General features: G+C 69.3%; 16 protein-coding genes and 1 tRNA gene. 7 read left to right on the top strand and 10 right to left on the bottom strand.

What is annotated here, in order from left to right; translation table 11 throughout:
* Nucleotides 1–2 precede the first annotated feature (2 nt).
* From NBT67_RS12265 to NBT67_RS12250, 5 genes are all read right to left on the bottom strand, one after another.
* Nucleotides 3–794, bottom strand: coding sequence for a DUF7089 family protein (locus NBT67_RS12265; protein ID WP_251341999.1), 792 nt, complete (start codon nucleotides 792–794; stop codon nucleotides 3–5).
* Nucleotides 794–883 (bottom strand): hypothetical protein, encoded by a 90-nt coding sequence (locus tag NBT67_RS18175; RefSeq protein ID WP_425498841.1) that lies wholly within the window; start codon nucleotides 881–883, stop codon nucleotides 794–796. Before NBT67_RS18175 ends, NBT67_RS12265 begins: the two co-directional genes overlap by 1 nt.
* A 393-nt stretch (nucleotides 884–1,276) precedes the next feature.
* Entirely contained in the window at nucleotides 1,277–1,984 is a 708-nt protein-coding gene (locus NBT67_RS12260) for an OapC/ArvC family zinc-ribbon domain-containing protein (RefSeq protein WP_251341998.1), read from the bottom strand.
* Nucleotides 1,984–2,373 carry a DUF2073 domain-containing protein gene (locus NBT67_RS12255; protein ID WP_251344378.1) on the bottom strand — a complete coding sequence of 130 codons (390 nt, stop codon included), beginning with the start codon at nucleotides 2,371–2,373 and terminating at the stop codon, nucleotides 1,984–1,986. Before NBT67_RS12255 ends, NBT67_RS12260 begins: the two co-directional genes overlap by 1 nt.
* Nucleotides 2,374–2,378: 5 nt before the next feature.
* Nucleotides 2,379–3,020 carry an Era-like GTP-binding protein gene (locus tag NBT67_RS12250; protein ID WP_251341997.1) on the bottom strand — a complete coding sequence of 214 codons (642 nt, stop codon included), beginning with the start codon at nucleotides 3,018–3,020 and terminating at the stop codon, nucleotides 2,379–2,381.
* 886 nt (nucleotides 3,021–3,906) lie between these two features.
* Between NBT67_RS12250 and NBT67_RS12245 the strand changes: the two genes are divergently transcribed.
* Nucleotides 3,907–5,430, top strand: coding sequence for a Cdc6/Cdc18 family protein (locus NBT67_RS12245; RefSeq protein WP_251341996.1), 1,524 nt, complete (start codon nucleotides 3,907–3,909; stop codon nucleotides 5,428–5,430).
* A 73-nt stretch (nucleotides 5,431–5,503) separates the two neighbouring features.
* Here the strand turns inward: NBT67_RS12245 and NBT67_RS12240 are convergent, their stop codons facing one another.
* Nucleotides 5,504–6,277 (bottom strand): S26 family signal peptidase, encoded by a 774-nt coding sequence (locus NBT67_RS12240; RefSeq protein WP_251341995.1) that lies wholly within the window; start codon nucleotides 6,275–6,277, stop codon nucleotides 5,504–5,506.
* A 99-nt stretch (nucleotides 6,278–6,376) separates the two neighbouring features.
* Between NBT67_RS12240 and NBT67_RS12235 the strand changes: the two genes are divergently transcribed.
* Nucleotides 6,377–7,990: a DNA-directed DNA polymerase II small subunit gene (locus NBT67_RS12235; RefSeq protein WP_251341994.1), complete on the top strand. Its 1,614-nt coding sequence runs from the start codon at nucleotides 6,377–6,379 to the stop codon at nucleotides 7,988–7,990.
* A gap of 96 nt (nucleotides 7,991–8,086) precedes the next feature.
* Here NBT67_RS12235 and NBT67_RS12230 read toward each other — a convergent pair whose 3' ends face one another.
* On the bottom strand, nucleotides 8,087–8,515 hold the full coding sequence (locus NBT67_RS12230) for a hypothetical protein (RefSeq protein WP_251341993.1): 429 nt from the start codon (nucleotides 8,513–8,515) through the stop codon (nucleotides 8,087–8,089).
* Nucleotides 8,516–8,596: 81 nt separating this feature from the next.
* The gene (gene fdhF / locus NBT67_RS12225) at nucleotides 8,597–10,690 is read right to left on the bottom strand and encodes a formate dehydrogenase subunit alpha (RefSeq protein WP_251341992.1); all 2,094 of its coding nucleotides are present in this window, start codon (nucleotides 10,688–10,690) and stop codon (nucleotides 8,597–8,599) included.
* A 155-nt stretch (nucleotides 10,691–10,845) separates the two neighbouring features.
* On the opposite strand from fdhF, the gene NBT67_RS12220 reads away from it, so the two are divergent.
* The gene (locus NBT67_RS12220; RefSeq protein ID WP_251341991.1) at nucleotides 10,846–12,027 is read left to right on the top strand and encodes an aspartate kinase; all 1,182 of its coding nucleotides are present in this window, start codon (nucleotides 10,846–10,848) and stop codon (nucleotides 12,025–12,027) included.
* A gap of 73 nt (nucleotides 12,028–12,100) precedes the next feature.
* Here the strand turns inward: NBT67_RS12220 and NBT67_RS12215 are convergent, their stop codons facing one another.
* Nucleotides 12,101–12,778, bottom strand: a complete 678-nt coding sequence (locus tag NBT67_RS12215; RefSeq protein ID WP_251341990.1) for a metallophosphoesterase family protein — start codon at nucleotides 12,776–12,778, stop codon at nucleotides 12,101–12,103.
* A gap of 78 nt (nucleotides 12,779–12,856) precedes the next feature.
* Between NBT67_RS12215 and NBT67_RS12210 the strand changes: the two genes are divergently transcribed.
* Nucleotides 12,857–13,270 (top strand): hypothetical protein, encoded by a 414-nt coding sequence (locus tag NBT67_RS12210; RefSeq protein WP_251341989.1) that lies wholly within the window; start codon nucleotides 12,857–12,859, stop codon nucleotides 13,268–13,270.
* Here NBT67_RS12210 and NBT67_RS12205 read toward each other — a convergent pair.
* The gene (locus tag NBT67_RS12205; protein WP_251341988.1) at nucleotides 13,267–13,839 is read right to left on the bottom strand and encodes an IMP cyclohydrolase; all 573 of its coding nucleotides are present in this window, start codon (nucleotides 13,837–13,839) and stop codon (nucleotides 13,267–13,269) included. The genes NBT67_RS12210 and NBT67_RS12205 overlap by 4 nt on opposite strands.
* A gap of 110 nt (nucleotides 13,840–13,949) precedes the next feature.
* Between NBT67_RS12205 and NBT67_RS12200 the strand changes: the two genes are divergently transcribed.
* The 3 genes from NBT67_RS12200 (at nucleotide 13,950) to NBT67_RS12190 (ending at nucleotide 18,331) form a co-directional block, all read left to right on the top strand.
* Complete coding sequence (locus NBT67_RS12200) at nucleotides 13,950–14,429, top strand: FlaD/FlaE family flagellar protein (RefSeq protein ID WP_251341987.1); 480 nt, start codon at nucleotides 13,950–13,952, stop codon at nucleotides 14,427–14,429.
* A gap of 144 nt (nucleotides 14,430–14,573) precedes the next feature.
* Nucleotides 14,574–14,646, top strand: a tRNA-Gln gene (locus NBT67_RS12195).
* Nucleotides 14,647–14,770: 124 nt separating this feature from the next.
* On the top strand, nucleotides 14,771–18,331 hold the full coding sequence (locus tag NBT67_RS12190; RefSeq protein ID WP_251341986.1) for a bifunctional DNA primase/polymerase: 3,561 nt from the start codon (nucleotides 14,771–14,773) through the stop codon (nucleotides 18,329–18,331).
* Nucleotides 18,332–18,356: the final 25 nt, after the last annotated feature.

Here is an 18,356-nt window from a genome sequence, read left to right as displayed (position 1 = left end):
GCTCACCCGTCGCGCTCGTCGAGTTTTTCGAACGTCGTCGCCGCCCACCGGACGGCGTACTCGGGGCCGTAGTCGACGTAGGCCGTCGTATCGAGGGCGGCGAAGGGCGCGGGCAGGTCGAGGCCGTGCTTGATCGCCGAACAGGCGAGTTCCGTCGCGTCGGCGAAGTCCGTCTCGCCCCGGGCGACCGCCCCGGGGAGGCCGTCGACGCGGTCACGGATCCCCTCGCCGGCGTCGACCCACGCGCCATGGAGGCGGGGGTGGTCGTCGTCCCAGTCGGAGAGGACGGGCCGGGTCCGCAGGCCGAGCCAACCGTCGTAGAGGGCCGCCGCGATCTGATAGACCGACGCGGGGTCGAGCGGGACCGCCGCGTCGAGGTCCGGGTAGGCCGCACCGAAAAACGGGAGGAAGGACTCGGGGGCGTCGAGGCCGACCTGGACGAGCGCCTCCGCGATCAGGAAATCGAGGAAGTCGTCGGGCGTGCCCGCCGCGCGAGCCTTCGCGAGGACGGTCGGCGGGGCGGTCTGGCGGGTCCACGTCACCGTCCCGTCGCCCGGGAGGCCGACGGTGAAATCCGGGCCTGCGTAGCGGTGGAGGGGCCGGGGGGCGTCCTCGGGCACCCACTCGGCGGGGTACGCCGCGGGATCGAGGGCGTCGACCAGCAGGCCGAGATCCTCCGCGGTCGCCGGGGGGAGCGTCTCGAAGTCGGCGTCGGCGTCGAGGACGAGCGCGTCGGGTGCGTGTCGCTCGCGGACGGCGTCCAGTTCCTCGGGGAGCGATCGACGCTCGAACATCAGCCGAGCAGGATGCCGACCACGAGGGCGGCCGCGAGAACCGCCGATACACCCACCGTTCCCACCACGATCTTCGTCGCCTGACTCATACGGGAGGGTCGGAGCGGGGCCGCCATAAACGTTGTAGTCTCCCCGACGGCCGGCGACCCGTCGAACCAGGTGAGGCCGAGTGACCACGGGGGACGGGACCCCGTGGCGGAACGGCGAGCGGTAGCGAGCCGTGAACCGCACAGGGGCCGCTTTTCCGGCGCACGACCGACGTTTCACCTCCACAGAGAGTCCGACTTGAAAGCGTTTTGAATGAGGTTTGGAGGTGAATTGGAGTTGAAAGGAAGGGGTCGAAACCGAGTGACGGGTGGGGGCGAGAGGTGGGAGATGGGGAGAAAGAGGAGCGGGAAGCGAACGCGGAAGGGCGGGACGGGCGGAGCCACTCGCTGACGGGGAACGGTGCGGGACGGGGGGAGATGAATCCTGTGGAACCGCTACGACTCGTCGTCGCGCCAGGTGTCGGCCACCTCGATGACGTAGTGGCCGTCCTCCTGCAGCGAGATGATGCACTCCTGTCGGTCGTACAGCTCCATCAGGTTGAGTTCGTACTGACCGGGTTCGAGGATCTTGATGCTCTCGAACTGGTCGTTGAGTTCCGCCCGGAGGTCGTCGATACCCGGGGAGGCCGCCGAGTCGGGGGGGACGGCGTGTGCCGCGTCGTCGGATCCGGGGGGCGGGGAGGAGGACGCGTCGTCGAGTTCGTCGGGAGTGACCACGTCGCGGCGGGCGTCCGCCTGGGCGGTGTCCTCCCCGAGGACGCTGGGGTCCGACTCGGCCTCGATGAAGTCGCCGTCGGATCCGGGGGACTCCGTGGCGTCGGCCGCGGTCGTCTCGGGATCCGAGTCGGAGTCGGAGTCGGAGCCGACGGGCGGGTCCGCCGCGGGAGTCGACGGTGATCCGGCGGGCGGATCGGCGGGCGTCGACGGCGGATCGGTCGACGCCGACGGCGCGTCGACCGACTGCGAGACGTTCGGACTCGACCCCGCGTCGTCGCTACCCCCGTCGTCGCCGAGGGTCGGCGTCTCCGTCGCGGAGTCCGGCTTGAACTGGAACTTGTTCCCGCCGCAGTCGGGACACCCCGAGAGCATCTCCTTGGAGCCGTCGGGGAAGGTCCGCTCGCAGTTCGTACACTGGTGGGGCATTACTTTCGGGAGACGAGCGCGCTGATGAGGTTCTCGTCCTTGTGGAGCGTCTGGATCTGGTTGGCCGGGCCGATGACGGTGAGTTTCTTCGTCGACTCGCGACCCATCAGTCGGTCGAGGAAGCTCCGGTCCGCGGTCTCGGATCGAGGGTACGTCTCGATTTCGATGCCGTTGAACTCGTCGGGGCTGATCTCGGTCATCGTCACCTCGATGAGCTTCGACTCCTCGTCGGGGGTGAGCCCCTCCTCGAGGATGACGATGTTGCCCTCGCGGACCCCGTCGAGGATGAGCCGGATCTTCTCCATGCTCGCGAGGTCCTCCATCCGCGCGCCGCTGATGAGGTCGATCTGAACGCCGTCGTCGTCGACGTCGGGAGTGGCTTCAGGCATCTCCATCACCCGAAGTACTCCGCGATCTTGTCGTACACTTCGTCCATGTTGTCGCCTTCGAGCGCCGAGAGGGGGACCGTCTCGTGTTGCGGGAAGGCGTTCTCGATGCGCTTGACGTTGGCGTCGTCGAGGTCGGTCTTGTTCGCGAAGATGAGCACCGGGAGGTCCTGGCTCTCGATGATCCCGATGAGCATCGTGTTCACCTGGGTGAACGGATCCTCCGTGCTGTCGAGGACGTAGATGACGCCGTCGACGTCCTCGCGAAGCCAGTGCATCGCCTCGGCGACCCCCTCGGTGGCTTCGCGGGAGCGACGGACCGCGTCCTCCTCCTCGATGTCGTGTTCGAGGAACTCCTTGTAGTCGACCTTCGTGGTGACGCCGGGCGTGTCGACGATGTCGATGGTGACGGTGCGACCGTTGCGTTCGATTTCGACGTTCTCCTTCCGGCGCGCCCGACGGGTCTCGTGGGGTACGTGACTCTCCGGACCGATGGCGTCGCCCGTCCAGTCGCGGGCGATCCGGTTCGCGAGCGTCGTCTTCCCCGCGTTCGGGGGGCCGTAGATCCCGATCCGCTTGGGGTCGCTGGCCGAGAACAGTCGTTCCGTGACGCGTGTGATGCTGTCTCTGAGTCCTGTGAGCAGTCCCATCCTATCCTCCCGCACCTCCCGTCTATCGCCGCGAGAGGGCGTATGCGCGATGAAGGTCGCCGCGTTCACTTAAGTGTGCGTCAGACAACCATAACCGACCTGTCAGTAGCGTCCGGCGTACGGACGGGCCGTGGGGAGCGGACCGAGTCCGGAACGCCCCGGAACTCGGCCCGTCGTGTCACGTTTCGGTCGTGTCGTATGTCCGGACGGACCGGCCCGGCTGTCGAGGGGCCCGGCTGTCGGCGGGCCCGGCCGTCGGGGATCGGCGGTCCCCCTGTCCCTGCCCCCCACCCCTTCGTTTCAAGTGGAGAGGGCGATGGGCACGGGGACGATGGCGATCTCCGCGGTGGAGTCCGGCCTCGATCCCTAGAATCCACAGCCGAAGCCATTGAAAAGAGAGTTTCTACTGGTTTACGGATGTCATTTCCATTGCTAGGTCTTATATCTTTCTCCACTAGTAGCCTCCCTCCCCCCACCCCTCCTTCTCACCGTTCCACCCGAAACGAAGGGGTGGGGGGGGTTCCCCTCCCCGCCGCTTCGCCTGCAACGCCGCGGACACCTCGACGCCGGGGGTCCGCCGCCGCATCGGCACCGCGTCGGCGCCCCCGTCGACGTCGCGGCGCCCCAGTCGACGTCGCGGCGGCACCGCGTCCACATCGCATCGACACCACGTCGGGAGATCACGGAGCGAGTGGTGACCCCAGATCGTGTCCCTTCGGAGACGTTTCGGTGGCGCAGCCGCCGAGGGGGAAGGTTTTTCTATCACCTGTTCCTCTATTTCCGCTGGATCATCTGGACGCGCCGAGGGCCTCGGGGGTGGTGGATGCAGCCGAGTTATCCCGGTTCCGTCGCGCGTCTTCCAGTCGAAACGACGGGGTTTCATCGAATGGACGCGAACGACTCATCTCCCGACGACCGCCCGGACGTCGACCCCGACGAGCGCGATCTGGACGCTTCGCCCCGGGACCGGACGACCGACATTTCCCGCGACGTCGACATCGACGACGTGCTCGACGACGAGGACGACAGCCAGGGACTGTTCGACGACCTGCTCTCCGGGGATCCCATCTTCGAGAACAAGGAGGTCCTCCGTCCCTCCTACACCCCTCACGAACTCCCCCACCGGAACGAGCAGATCAACCAGATGGCGACCATCCTCGTCTCCGCGCTCCGGGGCGACACGCCGTCGAACATCCTCATCTACGGGAAGACCGGGACCGGCAAGACCGCGAGCGCGAAGTTCGTCAGCAAGGAACTGGAGTCCACCTCCCAGAAGTACGACGTTCCCTGCGAGGTCGAGTACATCAACTGCGAGGTGACGGACACGCAGTATCGCGTCCTCGCCCAGCTCGCCAACAAGTTCATCGAGAAAAACCGGACCGTCATCGAGGACCGGATCGACGACCTCTCCGCACTGCGGTCGGCGGTCGCGGACGGCGAGCGGACCCTCGACGACACCGGCTTCGACTCCGTCGACGGGATCGACGACCGGGTCGACTCCCTGGAGGCCGACCGCGAGGAGATGGAGTCCGTCCCGATGACGGGGTGGCCGACCGACCGCGTCTACAACTCCTTCTTCGAGGCGGTCGATTACCACGAGCGCGTGGTCGTCATCATGCTCGACGAGATCGACAAACTCGTCGAGAAGTCCGGCGACGACACGCTCTACAATCTCTCCCGGATGAACTCGGAACTCGACAACTCGCGCATCTCGATCATGGGCATCTCGAACGACCTGAAGTTCACCGACTTCCTCGACCCCCGCGTCAAGTCGAGCCTGGGCGAAGAGGAGATCGTCTTCCCGCCGTACGACGCCAACCAGTTGCGCGACATCCTCCAGCACCGCGCCGACGTGGCCTTCGAGGACGGCGCGCTCACCGAGGACGTCATCCCGCTCTGTGCCGCCTTCGCGGCACAGGAACACGGCGACGCCCGCCGGGCGCTCGATCTCCTCCGGACGGCCGGCGAACTCGCCGAGCGCGGTCAGGCCGACACCGTCGAGGAGAGCCACGTCCGACAGGCCCAGGACAAGATCGAACTCGACCGGGTGATCGAGGTGGTTCGGACCCTCCCCACCCAGTCGAAGATCGTCCTCTTTGCCATCATCCTCCTTGAGAAAAACGGCGTCCACAACATCAACACCGGCGAGGTGTACAACATCTACAAGCGCCTGTGCGAGGAGATCGACGCCGACGTCCTCACCCAGCGGCGCGTCACCGACCTCATCTCCGAACTCGACATGCTCGGCATCGTCAACGCCGTCGTCGTGAGCAAGGGTCGGTACGGCCGAACCAAGGAGATCAGCCTCTCGGTTCCCGTCGAGGAGACCGAGGCGGTCCTGCTCTCGGACTCCCGACTGGGCGACATCGAGAACGCCCAGCCGTTCGTCCAGGCGCGGTTCGACAACTGAGCGGCCTCGTCCGACCGCGGTCCGTCACCCCTCGCGGTCCGTCACTCCTCGCGGTCCGTCACCGACCCCGTCGCTACGACCCCGCGGCCCCCGAAGCCGGTTCGGGTCCGCTCCCCACCGGCCACGCCACCGGTTCCGGTGACTCGACCACGACGGGCGACGCGTCGAGGACGACCCCCGAGACGCCGAGGCGAACCCACCCGAGATACGGGATCCTGACGCGTGCGACGCCGACGATCCACTCGGGCTTGACCGGTTCGTCGCTGATGCTGTTCACCTGGTCGTACTGGGCGTTGGCGTCGCCCTTGGTCACGAACCCGGCGTTCGGCGCGGGACAGTTCGGCATCTCGTCGCACCCGCTCGACGAGATGTAGTCGGGGTTGGCGCGGTCGTACCAGTTCTCCCCGTCCTCGACCCAGAACTGGGCGCGATGGATCACGGGCGGGCCGGGTTCGCTCGGGTTGTCGTAGACGATCACCGACCCGTGCGCGCCGAACTTCCAGTACCCGGTCTCCTGGGCCGTCTCCCGGGTGACGACGCCGGTCCCGTCGTAGGCCGCGTCGGGTGCGAACCGGCCGTTGTCGGTGATGAAGACCAGATCGCCCCTGTGCATGTGGGGCTCCATGCTCCCGCTCTCGACGGCGACCATCGGTGGCCACACGCCGCTGATGGCAAAGAGGAGGGCGCCGATGGCGACGACGGCGCCGACGGACAGCGCCGTCTCGCGAAGCACCAACAGCGGGCCGCCGGTCGCCGTGACCACCCGCCGGAGCGGTCCCGTCTCCCCCCGCTGTTCGCCGTCGCCCGCTGAGTCGTCGGGTGGACGGGGACCGTCGTCGGCACTCATCGGTCGACGTTTACCGTCACCGGAGTTGAAGCTTCTGGACTTCGAGTCCGCCGCCCGGCGTTCCAGCATCCTTTTGCCCGCGCCCGTCCTGCGTCCCGTGTGCCTCTCGAGACGCCCGCACGGATCGCCCGGGAACTCGCCCGTCGCGGCTACAACGCCGAGCGCGAGGCCGTGACGCTCCTCGCGGGCGCCACCGACCCGGCGAGTGCCCTCGACGCGGCCGTCGAGACGGCCCCCGACGACGCGCTCCGTCTCACGACCGACCACGTCCGGTCGGCGCTCGCCGCGGCCGACCCGTCGGCGTCGGCCGACGACTCGGACGCCGCGTCCGCCGGGCCGTCGGCGTCCCACGCGACCCCGACTGCCGAGACGACCGACACCCCGACTGCCGAGACGACCGACACCACCGTTTCGACTCCACCCGATTCGACGTCTCGTTCCATCACGGAAAATGGTTCTCCAGTCGAAACGAAGGGGTCCGAGGAGGGGGGTGAATCCGGGCGACGACCCGAGCCCCCGGAGGTCGACGGCGACGTGACCGGCCGGAGTACCGGGACCGGCGAGTACGCCGACTTCGTCTCGGTGTTTCGCGACCGGTACGAGAAGCTCTCGGGGCAGCTCCGGGGTCGGGTGAACCACCGCCCGGCCACCGCCATCGCCGACATGCCGGGCGGCAGCGACGTGGCGATGATCGGGCTGGTCGACGAGATACGCACCTCGGCGAACGGCCACTGGATCGTCGAACTCGAGGACACGACCGGGACGTTTCCCTTCATGGTCACGAAGGACCGCGAGATCACGGACCTCGTCGACGAACTCCTCCTCGACGAGTGTCTCGCCGTCGAGGGGACGCTCTCGGACGACGCGGGCATCGCCTTCGTCGACTCGCTTCACTTCCCGGACGTGCCCCGGACGTACCGGCCGTCGACCGCCGACCGGCACGTGCAGGCGGCGCTCGTCTCCGACATCCACGTCGGGAGCCAGGAGTTCGAGGCCGAGGCCTGGGAGCGCTTCGCCGACTGGCTCCACACCGAGGAGGCGTCGGCCGTCGAGTACCTGTTGATCGCGGGCGACATGGTCGAGGGGGTGGGCGTCTACCCCGATCAGGACGAGGAACTCGACATCGTCGACATCTACGACCAGTACGAGCGGTTCTCGGAACACCTCAAGTCGGTGCCCGGCGACCTGGAGATCGTGATGATCCCGGGCAACCACGACGCCGTCCGCCTCGCGGAGCCCCAACCGGGCTTCGACGAGGAACTCCGGGACATCATGGGTGCCCACGACGCGCGGATCGTCGGCAACCCCTCGACGGTCACCGTCGAGGGCGTCTCGGTGCTGATGTATCACGGCGTCTCGCTCGACGAGGTGATCGCCGAACTTCCGGAGGAGAAAGCGAGCTACGACCACCCCCACCGGGCGATGTACCACCTGCTGAAGAAACGCCACGTCGCGCCGAAGTACGGCGGCCACATGCGACTCGCCCCCGAGGAGCGGGACTACCTGGTCGTCGAGGACGTCCCCGACATTTTCCACACCGGCCACGTCCACAAACTCGGCTACGGCAAGTACCACAACGTCCTCGCGGTCAACAGCGGCTGCTGGCAGGCACAGACCGCCTTCCAGGAGAGCGTCAACATCGACCCCGACGTCGGCTTCGCGCCCATCGTCGACCTGGACACCCTGGACCTGACGGTCCGGAAGTTCGCCTGATACGTCGCCTGATACGGGTTGTCCTACGTCAGTACCGGCGGTTCGCCGGATCGTCTCGTCGAACCACCGGTAACCAGTTACCGGAATCCGCCCGAGTCAGGCGGGGTCGAGCCGGTAGCGCACGGTCGGGTTCCCGTCGAACGTCGGTCCCGAGCCCTCGTGCTCGAAGCCGGCGGCCTCCGCCGCCTCTCGGATGGCGTCGTCGCCGCTGATCGCCAGCAGTTCGACCGTCATTTCCTCGCCCGTGGCGAAGCGGACGGGTTCGGCGAGCAGTCGCTCGCAGGCCGGTCCGGTCCCCGCCAACTGCGTCACGTGGACGGTCCCGTCCCGGACGTCGAAGCTGACGAACCCGGCCACGTCGCGCCCCTCGTCGTCGGTGTCGGCGTTGGGGCCCGCGGCCGTCGGGTCGCGGAGCGCCACCCGGACCGTCCGGTCGTGGATCAGGTTGCGGACCACGTCGGCCGGCACGTCCGCGATGGCCGAGAGCGCGTCGGCGTCGGCCTCCACCGCGTCGCGCACTTCCATGCCACGCTCTAACGGCGGGAGCCGCTTAAACGCTCGCGTGCGCCCCCCTCGACGGAGCACCGCGTCGAGGCGCCGGGGTCGTCAGTCGTCCCCGGCCGCCTCCGCACCCTCTGTCGGTTCGAGCGCCACCGCAGCCGCCTTGTACTCCGGGATCTTCGCCCGCTCGTCGAGCACGTCGTTCGTCAGGCGGTTGGCCGACGACGCCGCGAAGTGTGGCGTCGTCCACACCGTCCCCTCCTTGATGTCCTCGGTGACCTGTGCCCGCACCTCGATTTCGCCGCGTCGCGAGCGGAGCGTGACCCGGTCGCCGTCGGCTACCCCGTACCGCTCGGCGTCCGCCGGGTGGACGTCGACGAAGTTCTCGGGGTGTTGGCGATTCAGCGTCGGCGACCGCCGGCTCATCGTCCCCGTGTTGTAGTGTTCGATCAGCCGCGCCGTCGTGAGGATCAGCGGGTACTCGTCGTCGGGCACTTCCTTCGGCGGTTGGTGGCGGACGCCCTCGATGTAGCCGAGGCCGTTTTTCGTCGTGAACTCCTCCTCATAGAGGTAGGGGTCGCCCTCGTCGCCGGGTTCGAGACAGGGCCAGTGGATCCCCGTCTCGCCCAGGCGGTCGTAGGTCATCCCGGCGAAGATGGGACAGACCTTCCGGAGTTCCTCGAACACCGCCTCCGGCTCCTCGAAGTCGAAGCCGGCGCCCGTGCCGAACAGCCGCCGCCCCACGTCGGCGACGATGTCGAGGTCGTGTCGCGTGTTCGGGTGGACCGTCCCGATCCCGCGCATGCGCTGGACCCGTCGGTCGGTGTTGACGACGGTGCCGCCGCGCTCCGCCCACGAGGTAGCGGGGAGGACCACGTCGGCGTACGCCGTCGTGTCCGTCGGGAAGACGTCCTGGACGACCAGGAACTCCAGGTCCGCTAGCCGCTCCTCGACCCGATTGGCGTCCGGTTCGCTCATGATCGGGTTCTCGCCCATCACGTACAGGCCGTGGACGCTCCGCCCGGCCTCGTGGGAGAGTTCCACGTTCGTCAGCCCCGCGTTCGGCGGGACGTCGAACCCCCAGACCGCCTCGACCTCCGCGCGGAGCGCCTCGTCCTCGACGTTCTGGTAGCCGGGCAGCGTGTTCGGCATCGCGCCGACGTCACAGGTACCCTGCACGTTGTTCTGGCCGCGGAGGGGGTTGACGCCCGTGCCCGGACGGCCCAGGTTCCCGGTGATGAGAGCGAGGTTGATCTCGTTTTGCACGTTGTCGACGCCGCAGGTGTGCTGGCTCATCCCCATGCCCGTGAAGATGGCCGCGTTGTCGGCGGTGGCGTACACCTCGGCCGCACGCTCGATGTCCTCCAGGGGGACGCCACACTCCGCGGCAGCTTCCGCTTTGTCGAAGTCCGCCAGCGTCTCCTCCAGGTGCTCGAAGCCCTCGGTGCGCTCCTCGACGAACGCCTCGTCGACCCACCCGTTCTCCAGTACGGTCTTGATGACGACGTTCAGGAGGGGAATGTCCGTCCCCGGTTCGAGTTGGAGATGCATGTGCCGGTCGGTCCCCTCGACGTCGAACGCTCGGGTCGTCTTGTTCGCGTGCGGGTCGACCTGGACGACGGTCGCCCCCTCCAGCACCGCCTGCCGGAAGTAGACGCTGTTGGCGATCGGGTGTTGCTCGGCGGGGTTGGCGCCCTGGATCCAGAGCACGTCCGCCGCCTCCCGGAGGTCGGCCATGCTGTTCGTCATCGCGCCCGCGCCGAGGCTCCGACGCAGGGCGTACACCGTCGAGGCGTGACACATGCGCGTGCAGTTGTCCACGTTGTTCGTCCCGTAGCGACGGGCGAGTTTCTGGAGGAGGTAGTTCTCCTCGTTCATCGCCTTCGAGCAGCCGAAAAAGCCCATCGCGTCCGGGCCGTGGTCGTCGCGGATCCGCTCCATCTCCGCGACCACGTAGTCCAGCGCCTCGTCCCACGTGGCCGCGTGGAGTTCGCCGTCCGACCCGCGGATCAGCGGGTCGGTCAGTCGGTCCTCGTGATCGACGACCTCCGTCGCCGCGCCACCCTTGATGCAGATCCGGCCCTCGTTGACCGGCGCCTCACCCCACGGCGCGAACCGCATGTCCTCGGTCACTTTGATTCCACATCCCACTCCGCAGTACGGACAGATCGTCTCGACTCCGTCCGGTGTGTCGCTCATGATTGATCTCCCTACATGTGAACGTAATGACTCGAACGCACAAATACGCTCCTGACGGAAATCCGACCCGTGGGCGAGTGAACACAGTTATTACCGTCCACCTCGCTACCCCATCGCATGATCCCGTACCGGTTGGAACCCGTGGAGGCCCCACGATGCGCGTAGTGGCGAAGTTCGGCGGCACCTCGCTGGGTAGCGGCGACCGCATCGAGCGCGCGGCCGACACCGTCGCGAAGGCCGTCGAGGAGGGTCACGAGGTCGCCATCGTCGCGAGCGCGATGGGGTCGACGACCGACGAACTCCTGGAGGAGATCACCTTCGAGGCCGAGGACACCGACCGCGCGGAGATCGTCAGCATGGGGGAGCGAACGAGCGTCCGGATGCTGAAGGCGGCGCTCTCCTCCCGGGGCGTCGAGGCGACGTTCGTCGAACCCGGCTCCGAGGCGTGGCCGATCATCACCGACGAGTACGGCGAGGTCGACGCCGAGGAGACGCTGCGACGCGCCCGGGCGCTCGCGGACGAACTCGATCACGTCGTGCCCGTCATCACGGGCTTTCTCGCCCAGACCATCGACGGCAAGGTGACCACGCTCGGCCGCGGCGGCAGCGACACCACCGCCGTGATGCTCGGGAAGTTCATGGACGCCGACGAGGTGGTCATCGTCACCGACGTCGAGGGCGTCATGACCGGCGATCCCCGGGTCGTCGAGGGCGCGCGCAACGTCGGCAACATCACCGTCGACGAACTGCGGAACCTCTCCTTTCGCGGCGCCGAGGTGGTCGCGCCGAGCGCCCTCTCCTACAAGGACGAGGACCTGACGGTCCGGGTCGTCCACTACCAGCACGGCGACCTGCTGACCGGCGGCACGAAGATCGAGGGACAGTTCCAGAACCTCATCGACATGCAGGACGAACCGCTGGCCTGCATCACCGTCGCCGGCCGCGCGCTCCGGAACCGGCCGGGCATCCTCGCCGACCTCACCCAGTCGCTCCGCGAGGAGAACATCAACATCGACGCCGTCGCCAGCGGGATGGACTCGGTCACCTTCTACGTCAACGGCGACCTGGCCGAGGACGCCGAGTTCGTCCTCCACGAACAGGTGGTCGACGACGAGACCCTCTCCTCGGTGACGGTCGAGCGACAGTTCGCGGTGATCCGGGTCACGGGCGGCGAACTCCCGAACCGCCCCGGCATCATCCTCGACATCGTCCAGCCGGTTTCGGAGGCCGGCATCAACATCCACGACCTCATCACCTCGGCCACCTCCGTCGCCATCTTCGTCGAGTGGGACGACCGCGAGGAGACCCTCGAAATCGTGCAGGAACAGACGATCTGACGGCGCGCCCGTGGCGGATCCCCGCGAGTCGCGTGCCCGCCGTCGACGTCGCCCGACCGTCGACGCCGGCGGTCTACTGCCCCTCCCGAAGCCGGGTCCCGATCCGCGTCGGCAGTCCCGCGTCCGCCACGGCCTCGACGACCGCGTCCACGTCGTACTCGACGCGACGCTCGTCGACCGTCACCGCGTCGCCGCCCGCGCCGTCCCCGAGTTCGACCACCGCGTAGCCCGCCCGTGGGTCGCCGTCCCGGGGTTGCCCCACGCTCCCCGGGTTCATCACGACGCCCTCGTCGAAGACGCGGTGGCCCTGCACGTGGGTGTGTCCCGTGACGAGGAGGTCCTCGTCGTCCAGCATCGACGCCGCGAACTCCTCGGGGTAGGTGTACCGGTCTGGGTCGTCGGGGTGGCCGTGGACGAGTTTCACCCGCCCGTCGACGACGCGGCGCTCGTCGGGGAGGTCGGACAGCCACGACAGGGCGTCCGCGTCGAGTCGGCGCCGGGCGTACTCCACGCCCGCGGCCGCCATCGCGTTGAACCGGAACCCCGTGTCCCGGGCGACGGCGCGGTCGTGGTTCCCCATCACCGTCGGAATCCCCCGGTCGCGGACGGCCGCCACGCAGTCCGCCGGCCAGGGATTGTACCCGACCACGTCGCCCGCACACACGAGGCCGTCCACCGTCGGCAGGTCGTCGAGGACGGCGTCGAGGGCGACCCGATTCCCGTGGATGTCCGAGATGACGCCCAGTCGCATGGGTCCCGCTTTCGCGTGTGGCCTGTTAGGCCTTGCCTCGACCCAACGCTTACGCCGGCCGCCGTCGTAGCCGGCGCCGTGACCGCCCCAGGTCCCGCTCCCTCCCCCTCCCCGGACGCGGCCGCCGACCTCGACGGCCGGATCGTCCGCACGGAACTCGGCATCGCCTGTGCGACGTTCGTCACCGCGTCGCTGCTGACGGTCGTCGCCCGTCCCGCGACCGGCTGGTGGCCCGTCCCGCTGGTGGCACTCGGCTGGGCCCTCCTGACGGCCGCGTCGGACCGCAGCCGTCTCGGTCTCTACCTGCTGTACGCCGCCGCCGCGCTCCTCATGCTCGGCGTCGTCCGGGCGGCGACGGCCGCCGGCGAGGGTCCGATGGGTCTCGTCCCGCTGGTCCTCTACGGGCTCGGCATCGGCTTCGCGGCCAACCGCCTGCTGTTCGGCGTCGTCCGCCCGGTGCCGGCGACCCGCCGCCGCCGCGAGCGGGGCTAGTCGCCGTTCACCACCGCCGTCTCCACCCCGCCGTCGACGGCGACGCCCGCCGCACAGATCGCGTGTTCGAAGTCGAGGCCGTACGCCTCCCGGGCCGCCGCCGCGGCGTCCGCCGCCGCGAACTCGAACGCCCGTGGCTCGGTTTCCTCGTAGGTGGCGACCAGCGTCGGCTCCGCCACCGATTCGACGAGCAGGGCGTCCCGGCGGACGACCCCCACCGTCGCCGTCCCCGCCTCGACGACGCCGGCGATCCGCGGGGTGTCGTAGTCGTCCTTCTCGTAGTCGAGCGAGAGCAGCGCCGTCGCCAGCGCGTCCCGCGCCGGGTAGCCCATGTCGAGTTTCTCCGTCACCGGGTCGACGTGGGAGCCGTTGCCGAGGACCGCCCGCCCCTCGCTCTCGCGGACGCAGTTGTAGGAGACGTAGGGGTTGTCCGTCTCGGGCGCGTCCGGCGTGGGCGCGACGGTCAGCGTTCCCTCGCGCTCGACGATCCGACGGTTCGGGAAGGACCGGGAGGAGACGCGGTAGGCGCCGATCCCCGGCCCGACGACGACGAAGCGACCGACGTACATACCCGCCCGTTCGCCCACCTCCCACCTACCTCTTTCCGTCCACACCGATCCCGGGTCCGGGGGCGTCGACCGCCCACAAGAGCCTTCACCGCTGCCCCCCACCGTCCGCCGTGCTCGATCCCTCGGACTACGATCCGTCGGAACTCCGCGACGTCGCCGACCTGGGGGACGCCGACGCCGAGGCGGGCGTCAGCCTCCCGCGCCCGGAGGGCGCCGACTACCGCCCGGCGACCCCGGACGAACCCTCCCACGAGCAGTGCGAGCGACTCGTCGCCGTCGGCGGCGTCGCCCCCGAGGCGGTGGGCGAGCGCCCGTACCTCCCGACCTTCCCGGACGTCCCGGAGGGTCGGCGGATCGGCCGGGACTGGATCGCCCACCTCGTGCGGACGGCGGGCGAGGCGGAGACCCGGGCGGCCATCGCCCGCTACCGCGCCCGAGGGTGGATCGGCGAGGACGCCGCGGCGACGCTCGACGACCGCGTCGGCGACGCGGTGGCGGCGCTCGACCCGGGGGACGGCTCCCTGGACCGGGCCGATCACCTGCTGAGTTTCGCGCACGTGGTTCGACTGCTCGGGGTCGGGCGGGAGTGACGGCCCCGCGCTCCCGACCCGACGCTCGCGGGCGCGTTCCCCGACGTCCCGCCCCCGTCCCGCGGCGACTTCGCAACACTCATATGCGACTCGGGGCTATGGCCTGATACGGTTTCGGGCGCGGTGTCCCGGCCGAATACGTCCAGTCCCATGGGGTAGCGGCCAATCCTGAAGCCTTCTGGGGGCTTCGACCCAGGTTCGAATCCTGGTGGGACTACTAAAAATTCTTACATAATCCAAACGCCTGAGCGCGGCGTCTCTGCGGCCGATTCTCCACTCGATACCCAAGGGTATTGCTCCGGAAACAGACAGGTTAGCGACCGCGCCGGGAGGGGGTCGGCGTGACTCGCGACGCTCCCGTCGCGGAGTGTTTCCGCTGCGGTGAGCCGGCGACCGAGGCCTTCGGTGGGAGTGCCCTCTGTGCGGACTGTGACGCTGCGCTTGACGCCGGCGACGCGACTGACGCTCCGGATCGCCCGGATCGAACTCCCGGGTCGAGCGAGATCCCCGCGCCGCTCGACACGCTTGGCCAGATGTTCGTCCCGATAGAACCCCGGGAGAAGGGCACGCGACGCCCCCGAACCGACGAGCACCTGTTCGCACCGGGCGATCCCGTCCTCGAGGCGTACCTGGAGGCCGGCCACGGCTACGGTGTTGTCTGTCGGAACGACCTCGTCGTCCTCGACGCCGACGCGCCCGAGCGCCTCCGCGAGGTGATCGAGGCGCTTCCCGACACCGCGTGGCAGGTCTCGGGGAGTGGCGAGGGCGAACACTACTTCCTGCAGGTGCCGGGCATCGACGAGGACCTCAAGCTCTACCACCCCGAGGACGACGAACACCTCGGCGAGATCAAAGGCGCCGCGCAGTCCTACGTCGTCGGGCCGGGGTCGATTCACCCCTCGGGCAACCGCTACGGGCCCCTGCAGGTCGAGGAGATCGCGACCGTCGAGGAGGAGACGCTTCGGGACCTGCTCGATCCGTTCCTCCGCGAGTCGCGGCGCTCGCAGGACGGGGAGCCACCCCACGAAGCCGATCACGATGGAACGAGTGGGGTAACTGCCACCGACGACGTCGACCTCTCGGCGTACGATGTCCTTACCCGCGGACGCTACCCTGTGGGCGAGCGTCGCGAACATCCATTCCACGGTTCCGAGACCGGCGCGAACTTCATGGTCGACGACCGCGGCGAGACCTTCCGCTGCTGGCGCCACGACTGCACGGGCAACGCGCTCCACCTCATCGGCATCGAGCAGGGAATCATCGACTGCGGGGAGTGGCTCCCGAGTGGCCTTGACTCGGACACCTGGAGCGACATCTTCGCCGCCGCTCGCGAGGCTGGCTACGACCTCCCCGAGTTCGAACCCAGCGAGTCGGGGAACACCTCCCGTGTCGTCGAGTGTGCCCCGCCAGCCGACGGTCTGGAGCCGGTCGATATCGACGCCGTTCGCGAGCAGATTCGCGGCCCCATCTACGACGGCTTCGTCAAGCGCGACGACGCGCCGACCGTCTGCGCCCACGATCCCGGCGCCGGCAAGACGACGACGGCCCACCTCGCGGCCGCCGATCGCGACCGACCGCTCGGGTTCCTCTTCGACAAGCACGCGAAGGCCCACGAACACCGCGCCGGCGGCATCACGCCCGACGTCGACCTCCACCTCCGCGGTGCCTCCCAGCCTCGCGAGGACGACTGCGCCCGCGTCACCTACGAGGGCGAAACGTGCGACGAGCACGGCGATCCCTCGAACTGCCCGCGGATGTGCCCGCTCTACGACCTCCCCGAAGGCCACGCCGACCGCGAGGCGTTCGAGGCCCTGGCGGCCGAAGTGGGACCGGTCCGCGCCCACCTCATCCTCGAACCCCACGGTGGCGACGGCTGCGCCTGGATCGACGAGTTCGCCGACCTCGAGGGCGCCGACGCCGTCGTCGGTGTCCACGAGTACCAGCGCCTCAAGACCGTCCGCAGTGCTGGCGACGAGCCGCGAGACGTCCTCGTCGACGAGAGTCCCGGCGTGCTCGCCGACGACCGGCGGCTCACGGTTCGGGATCTCGTTCAGCTCGCGAACACCCTCGAAGGCTGGCATGGGCGCGGCCGCGTCGGTGAGACGCTCCGGCGGGTTGGCCGCTTCGCTCGCGATGTCGCCGACGCCCTGGTGGCGGGCGAGGACCTCGGCGAGATCACGCCGCCGACCCCGGTGGCCGACAGCTACGAGAGCCACGACGACGCCGCCGGGCACTACATGGAGTACGTCGAGGCGGACGAGTGCGACGACGCCCGGACCGTCGAAGCCCTCGCGAGGGCACGACGGGCGTTCCTCGACCACCACCTCGGCGCGATCCGCGATCCGGATCGGGAATGGAAGGGGACGCCGCTGGCGATCGACGCGCTGCTCGCCGCCGCGGCGGCCGCCGGCCTCGACGAGGACCTCGTCCGGACGGTCGCCGGCCGCCCGCTCGACCTCGACCACTGCCCGGTGTGTGCCTCGGAGCTCGAGTTCGGGGGTGGCGGCCGACACTGCCCCGCCTGCGAGTGGACCGAGCAGGACGGCGCCCTCACGGCTGGCGACCCCACGCCGGCGCGGATCCTCGCCTGGATCGACGCGGAGCCGCGGGACCCAGCCGAGGAGCCGGCCCTCGTCCGCCGCCGACTCCCCAGCGTCGACGAGCTACCAACTGACCCGCTCGTCCTCGACGCGACGGCGACGCCCGAGCGGATCGCCGCGCTCTACGGCGCCGAGCAGGACGACGTCCACATCGCCGGCGCCGAACAGTACGCCCTCCCCGGCGCCCGCGTCACGCAGATCCTCGACGGCCAGTACCACGCCTCGACGTTGCGGAAAGCCGTCGACGAGGACCGGTCGACCGCTCGGCGCGTGCAGGCCCGCCTCGACCGCGCGGAGGTCGTCTACGACCGCCCGCTCGTCGTCGGGCGCCAGGACACGCCGGCGCTGTTCGACCTCCCCGACAACGCCCGGTTCATCCACTTCCACGCCGCCCGCGGGCTCAACTTCGAGGAGTGCGACGCCGTCATCGTCGTCGGGGCACCCCATCCCGACATCGAGGACCTCCGCCGGAAGGCCGAACTCCTCGCCCAGGGACGAGAGGACCTCCGGGTCGGTGGCGTCGAGCACTCCACCCGCGAGGACTGTCCGAACCCGCCGATCTACCGGAAGCTCCGGTACGTCGACGACGAGGGGCGTGGGCGGGCCGTCGCGACCAAGCACTACACCGGGCTCGTCGGCGCGCTGTTCCGTGAGGCCCGGGAGAAGGAACTCGAACAGGTGGTCCACCGGGTGCGGCCGCTGCTGGGCGATCCCGACGACCCCGTCGACGTCGAGCTCCTCACGAACGTCCCGACCTCGCTCCCCATCGACGAGGTGTGTTCGCTCGAGGAGCTCGCCGAGACGCCGGCGGCGATGCTGCCGGTGACCGATGGAGCGCTCGACCTCGCCGGGACGCTCGCGAACATCGCCGCCGGTGAGGGACCGGACGGCTTCCGCGCCGCCGCGCTCGTCGAGCGAGACGGCGACGGTGTCCGGTTCCGGATCCGGGAGGTCCACCGCGTCGCCCGCGTCACCGGCCACGACGTGACCGAGCGGACGGTCCGGCGCTGGATCGAGGACCTGGAGGACCTCGGGCTCGTCGACGCCGGTGACTACGCACCCCGCGAGGGCGTGCCCTATTCGGCCGACGGCGCCACTTTGACACGGGCGTTAGAGGTTCTAACGAATAACGCCGATGTCGAAGTGGCGGTAAAGCGCCGCTTGGCGGCTCTCGCGTCCGAATTAGATTCGGCAGCCGAGTGGCTTCGGCGAGCCTCGGCGCTCGTCGACCTCCGCGGCGGGGCAACCGCCGCCGGATCCGCGGCGAACCGGGGTGATCGGCCGCCCGATGGCGCGGACTGACCGACCGACACCGGGGCGCGATGAC

Source organism: Haloplanus sp. GDY1, from assembly GCF_023703775.1.
GTDB classification, from domain to species: domain Archaea; phylum Halobacteriota; class Halobacteria; order Halobacteriales; family Haloferacaceae; genus Haloplanus; species Haloplanus halophilus.
The sequence above is the reverse complement of the archived record's forward strand: the minus strand, read 5'-3'. Positions and strand labels throughout refer to the sequence as shown.

Bases quoted from the DNA above. Each gene is read 5' to 3' on its own strand.
- NBT67_RS12265 (WP_251341999.1), bottom strand. From the start codon at position 794: ATGTTCGAGCGTCGATCGCTCCCCGAGGAACTGGACGCCGTCCGCGAG.
- NBT67_RS18175 (WP_425498841.1), bottom strand. From the start codon at position 883: ATGAGTCAGGCGACGAAGATCGTGGTGGGAACGGTGGGTGTATCGGCG.
- NBT67_RS12260 (WP_251341998.1), bottom strand. From the start codon at position 1,984: ATGCCCCACCAGTGTACGAACTGCGAGCGGACCTTCCCCGACGGCTCC.
- NBT67_RS12255 (WP_251344378.1), bottom strand. From the start codon at position 2,373: ATGCCTGAAGCCACTCCCGACGTCGACGACGACGGCGTTCAGATCGAC.
- NBT67_RS12250 (WP_251341997.1), bottom strand. From the start codon at position 3,020: ATGGGACTGCTCACAGGACTCAGAGACAGCATCACACGCGTCACGGAA.
- NBT67_RS12245 (WP_251341996.1), top strand. From the start codon at position 3,907: ATGGACGCGAACGACTCATCTCCCGACGACCGCCCGGACGTCGACCCC.
- NBT67_RS12240 (WP_251341995.1), bottom strand. From the start codon at position 6,277: ATGAGTGCCGACGACGGTCCCCGTCCACCCGACGACTCAGCGGGCGAC.
- NBT67_RS12230 (WP_251341993.1), bottom strand. From the start codon at position 8,515: ATGGAAGTGCGCGACGCGGTGGAGGCCGACGCCGACGCGCTCTCGGCC.
- fdhF (WP_251341992.1), bottom strand. From the start codon at position 10,690: ATGAGCGACACACCGGACGGAGTCGAGACGATCTGTCCGTACTGCGGA.
- NBT67_RS12220 (WP_251341991.1), top strand. From the start codon at position 10,846: ATGCGCGTAGTGGCGAAGTTCGGCGGCACCTCGCTGGGTAGCGGCGAC.
- NBT67_RS12215 (WP_251341990.1), bottom strand. From the start codon at position 12,778: ATGCGACTGGGCGTCATCTCGGACATCCACGGGAATCGGGTCGCCCTC.
- NBT67_RS12205 (WP_251341988.1), bottom strand. From the start codon at position 13,839: ATGTACGTCGGTCGCTTCGTCGTCGTCGGGCCGGGGATCGGCGCCTAC.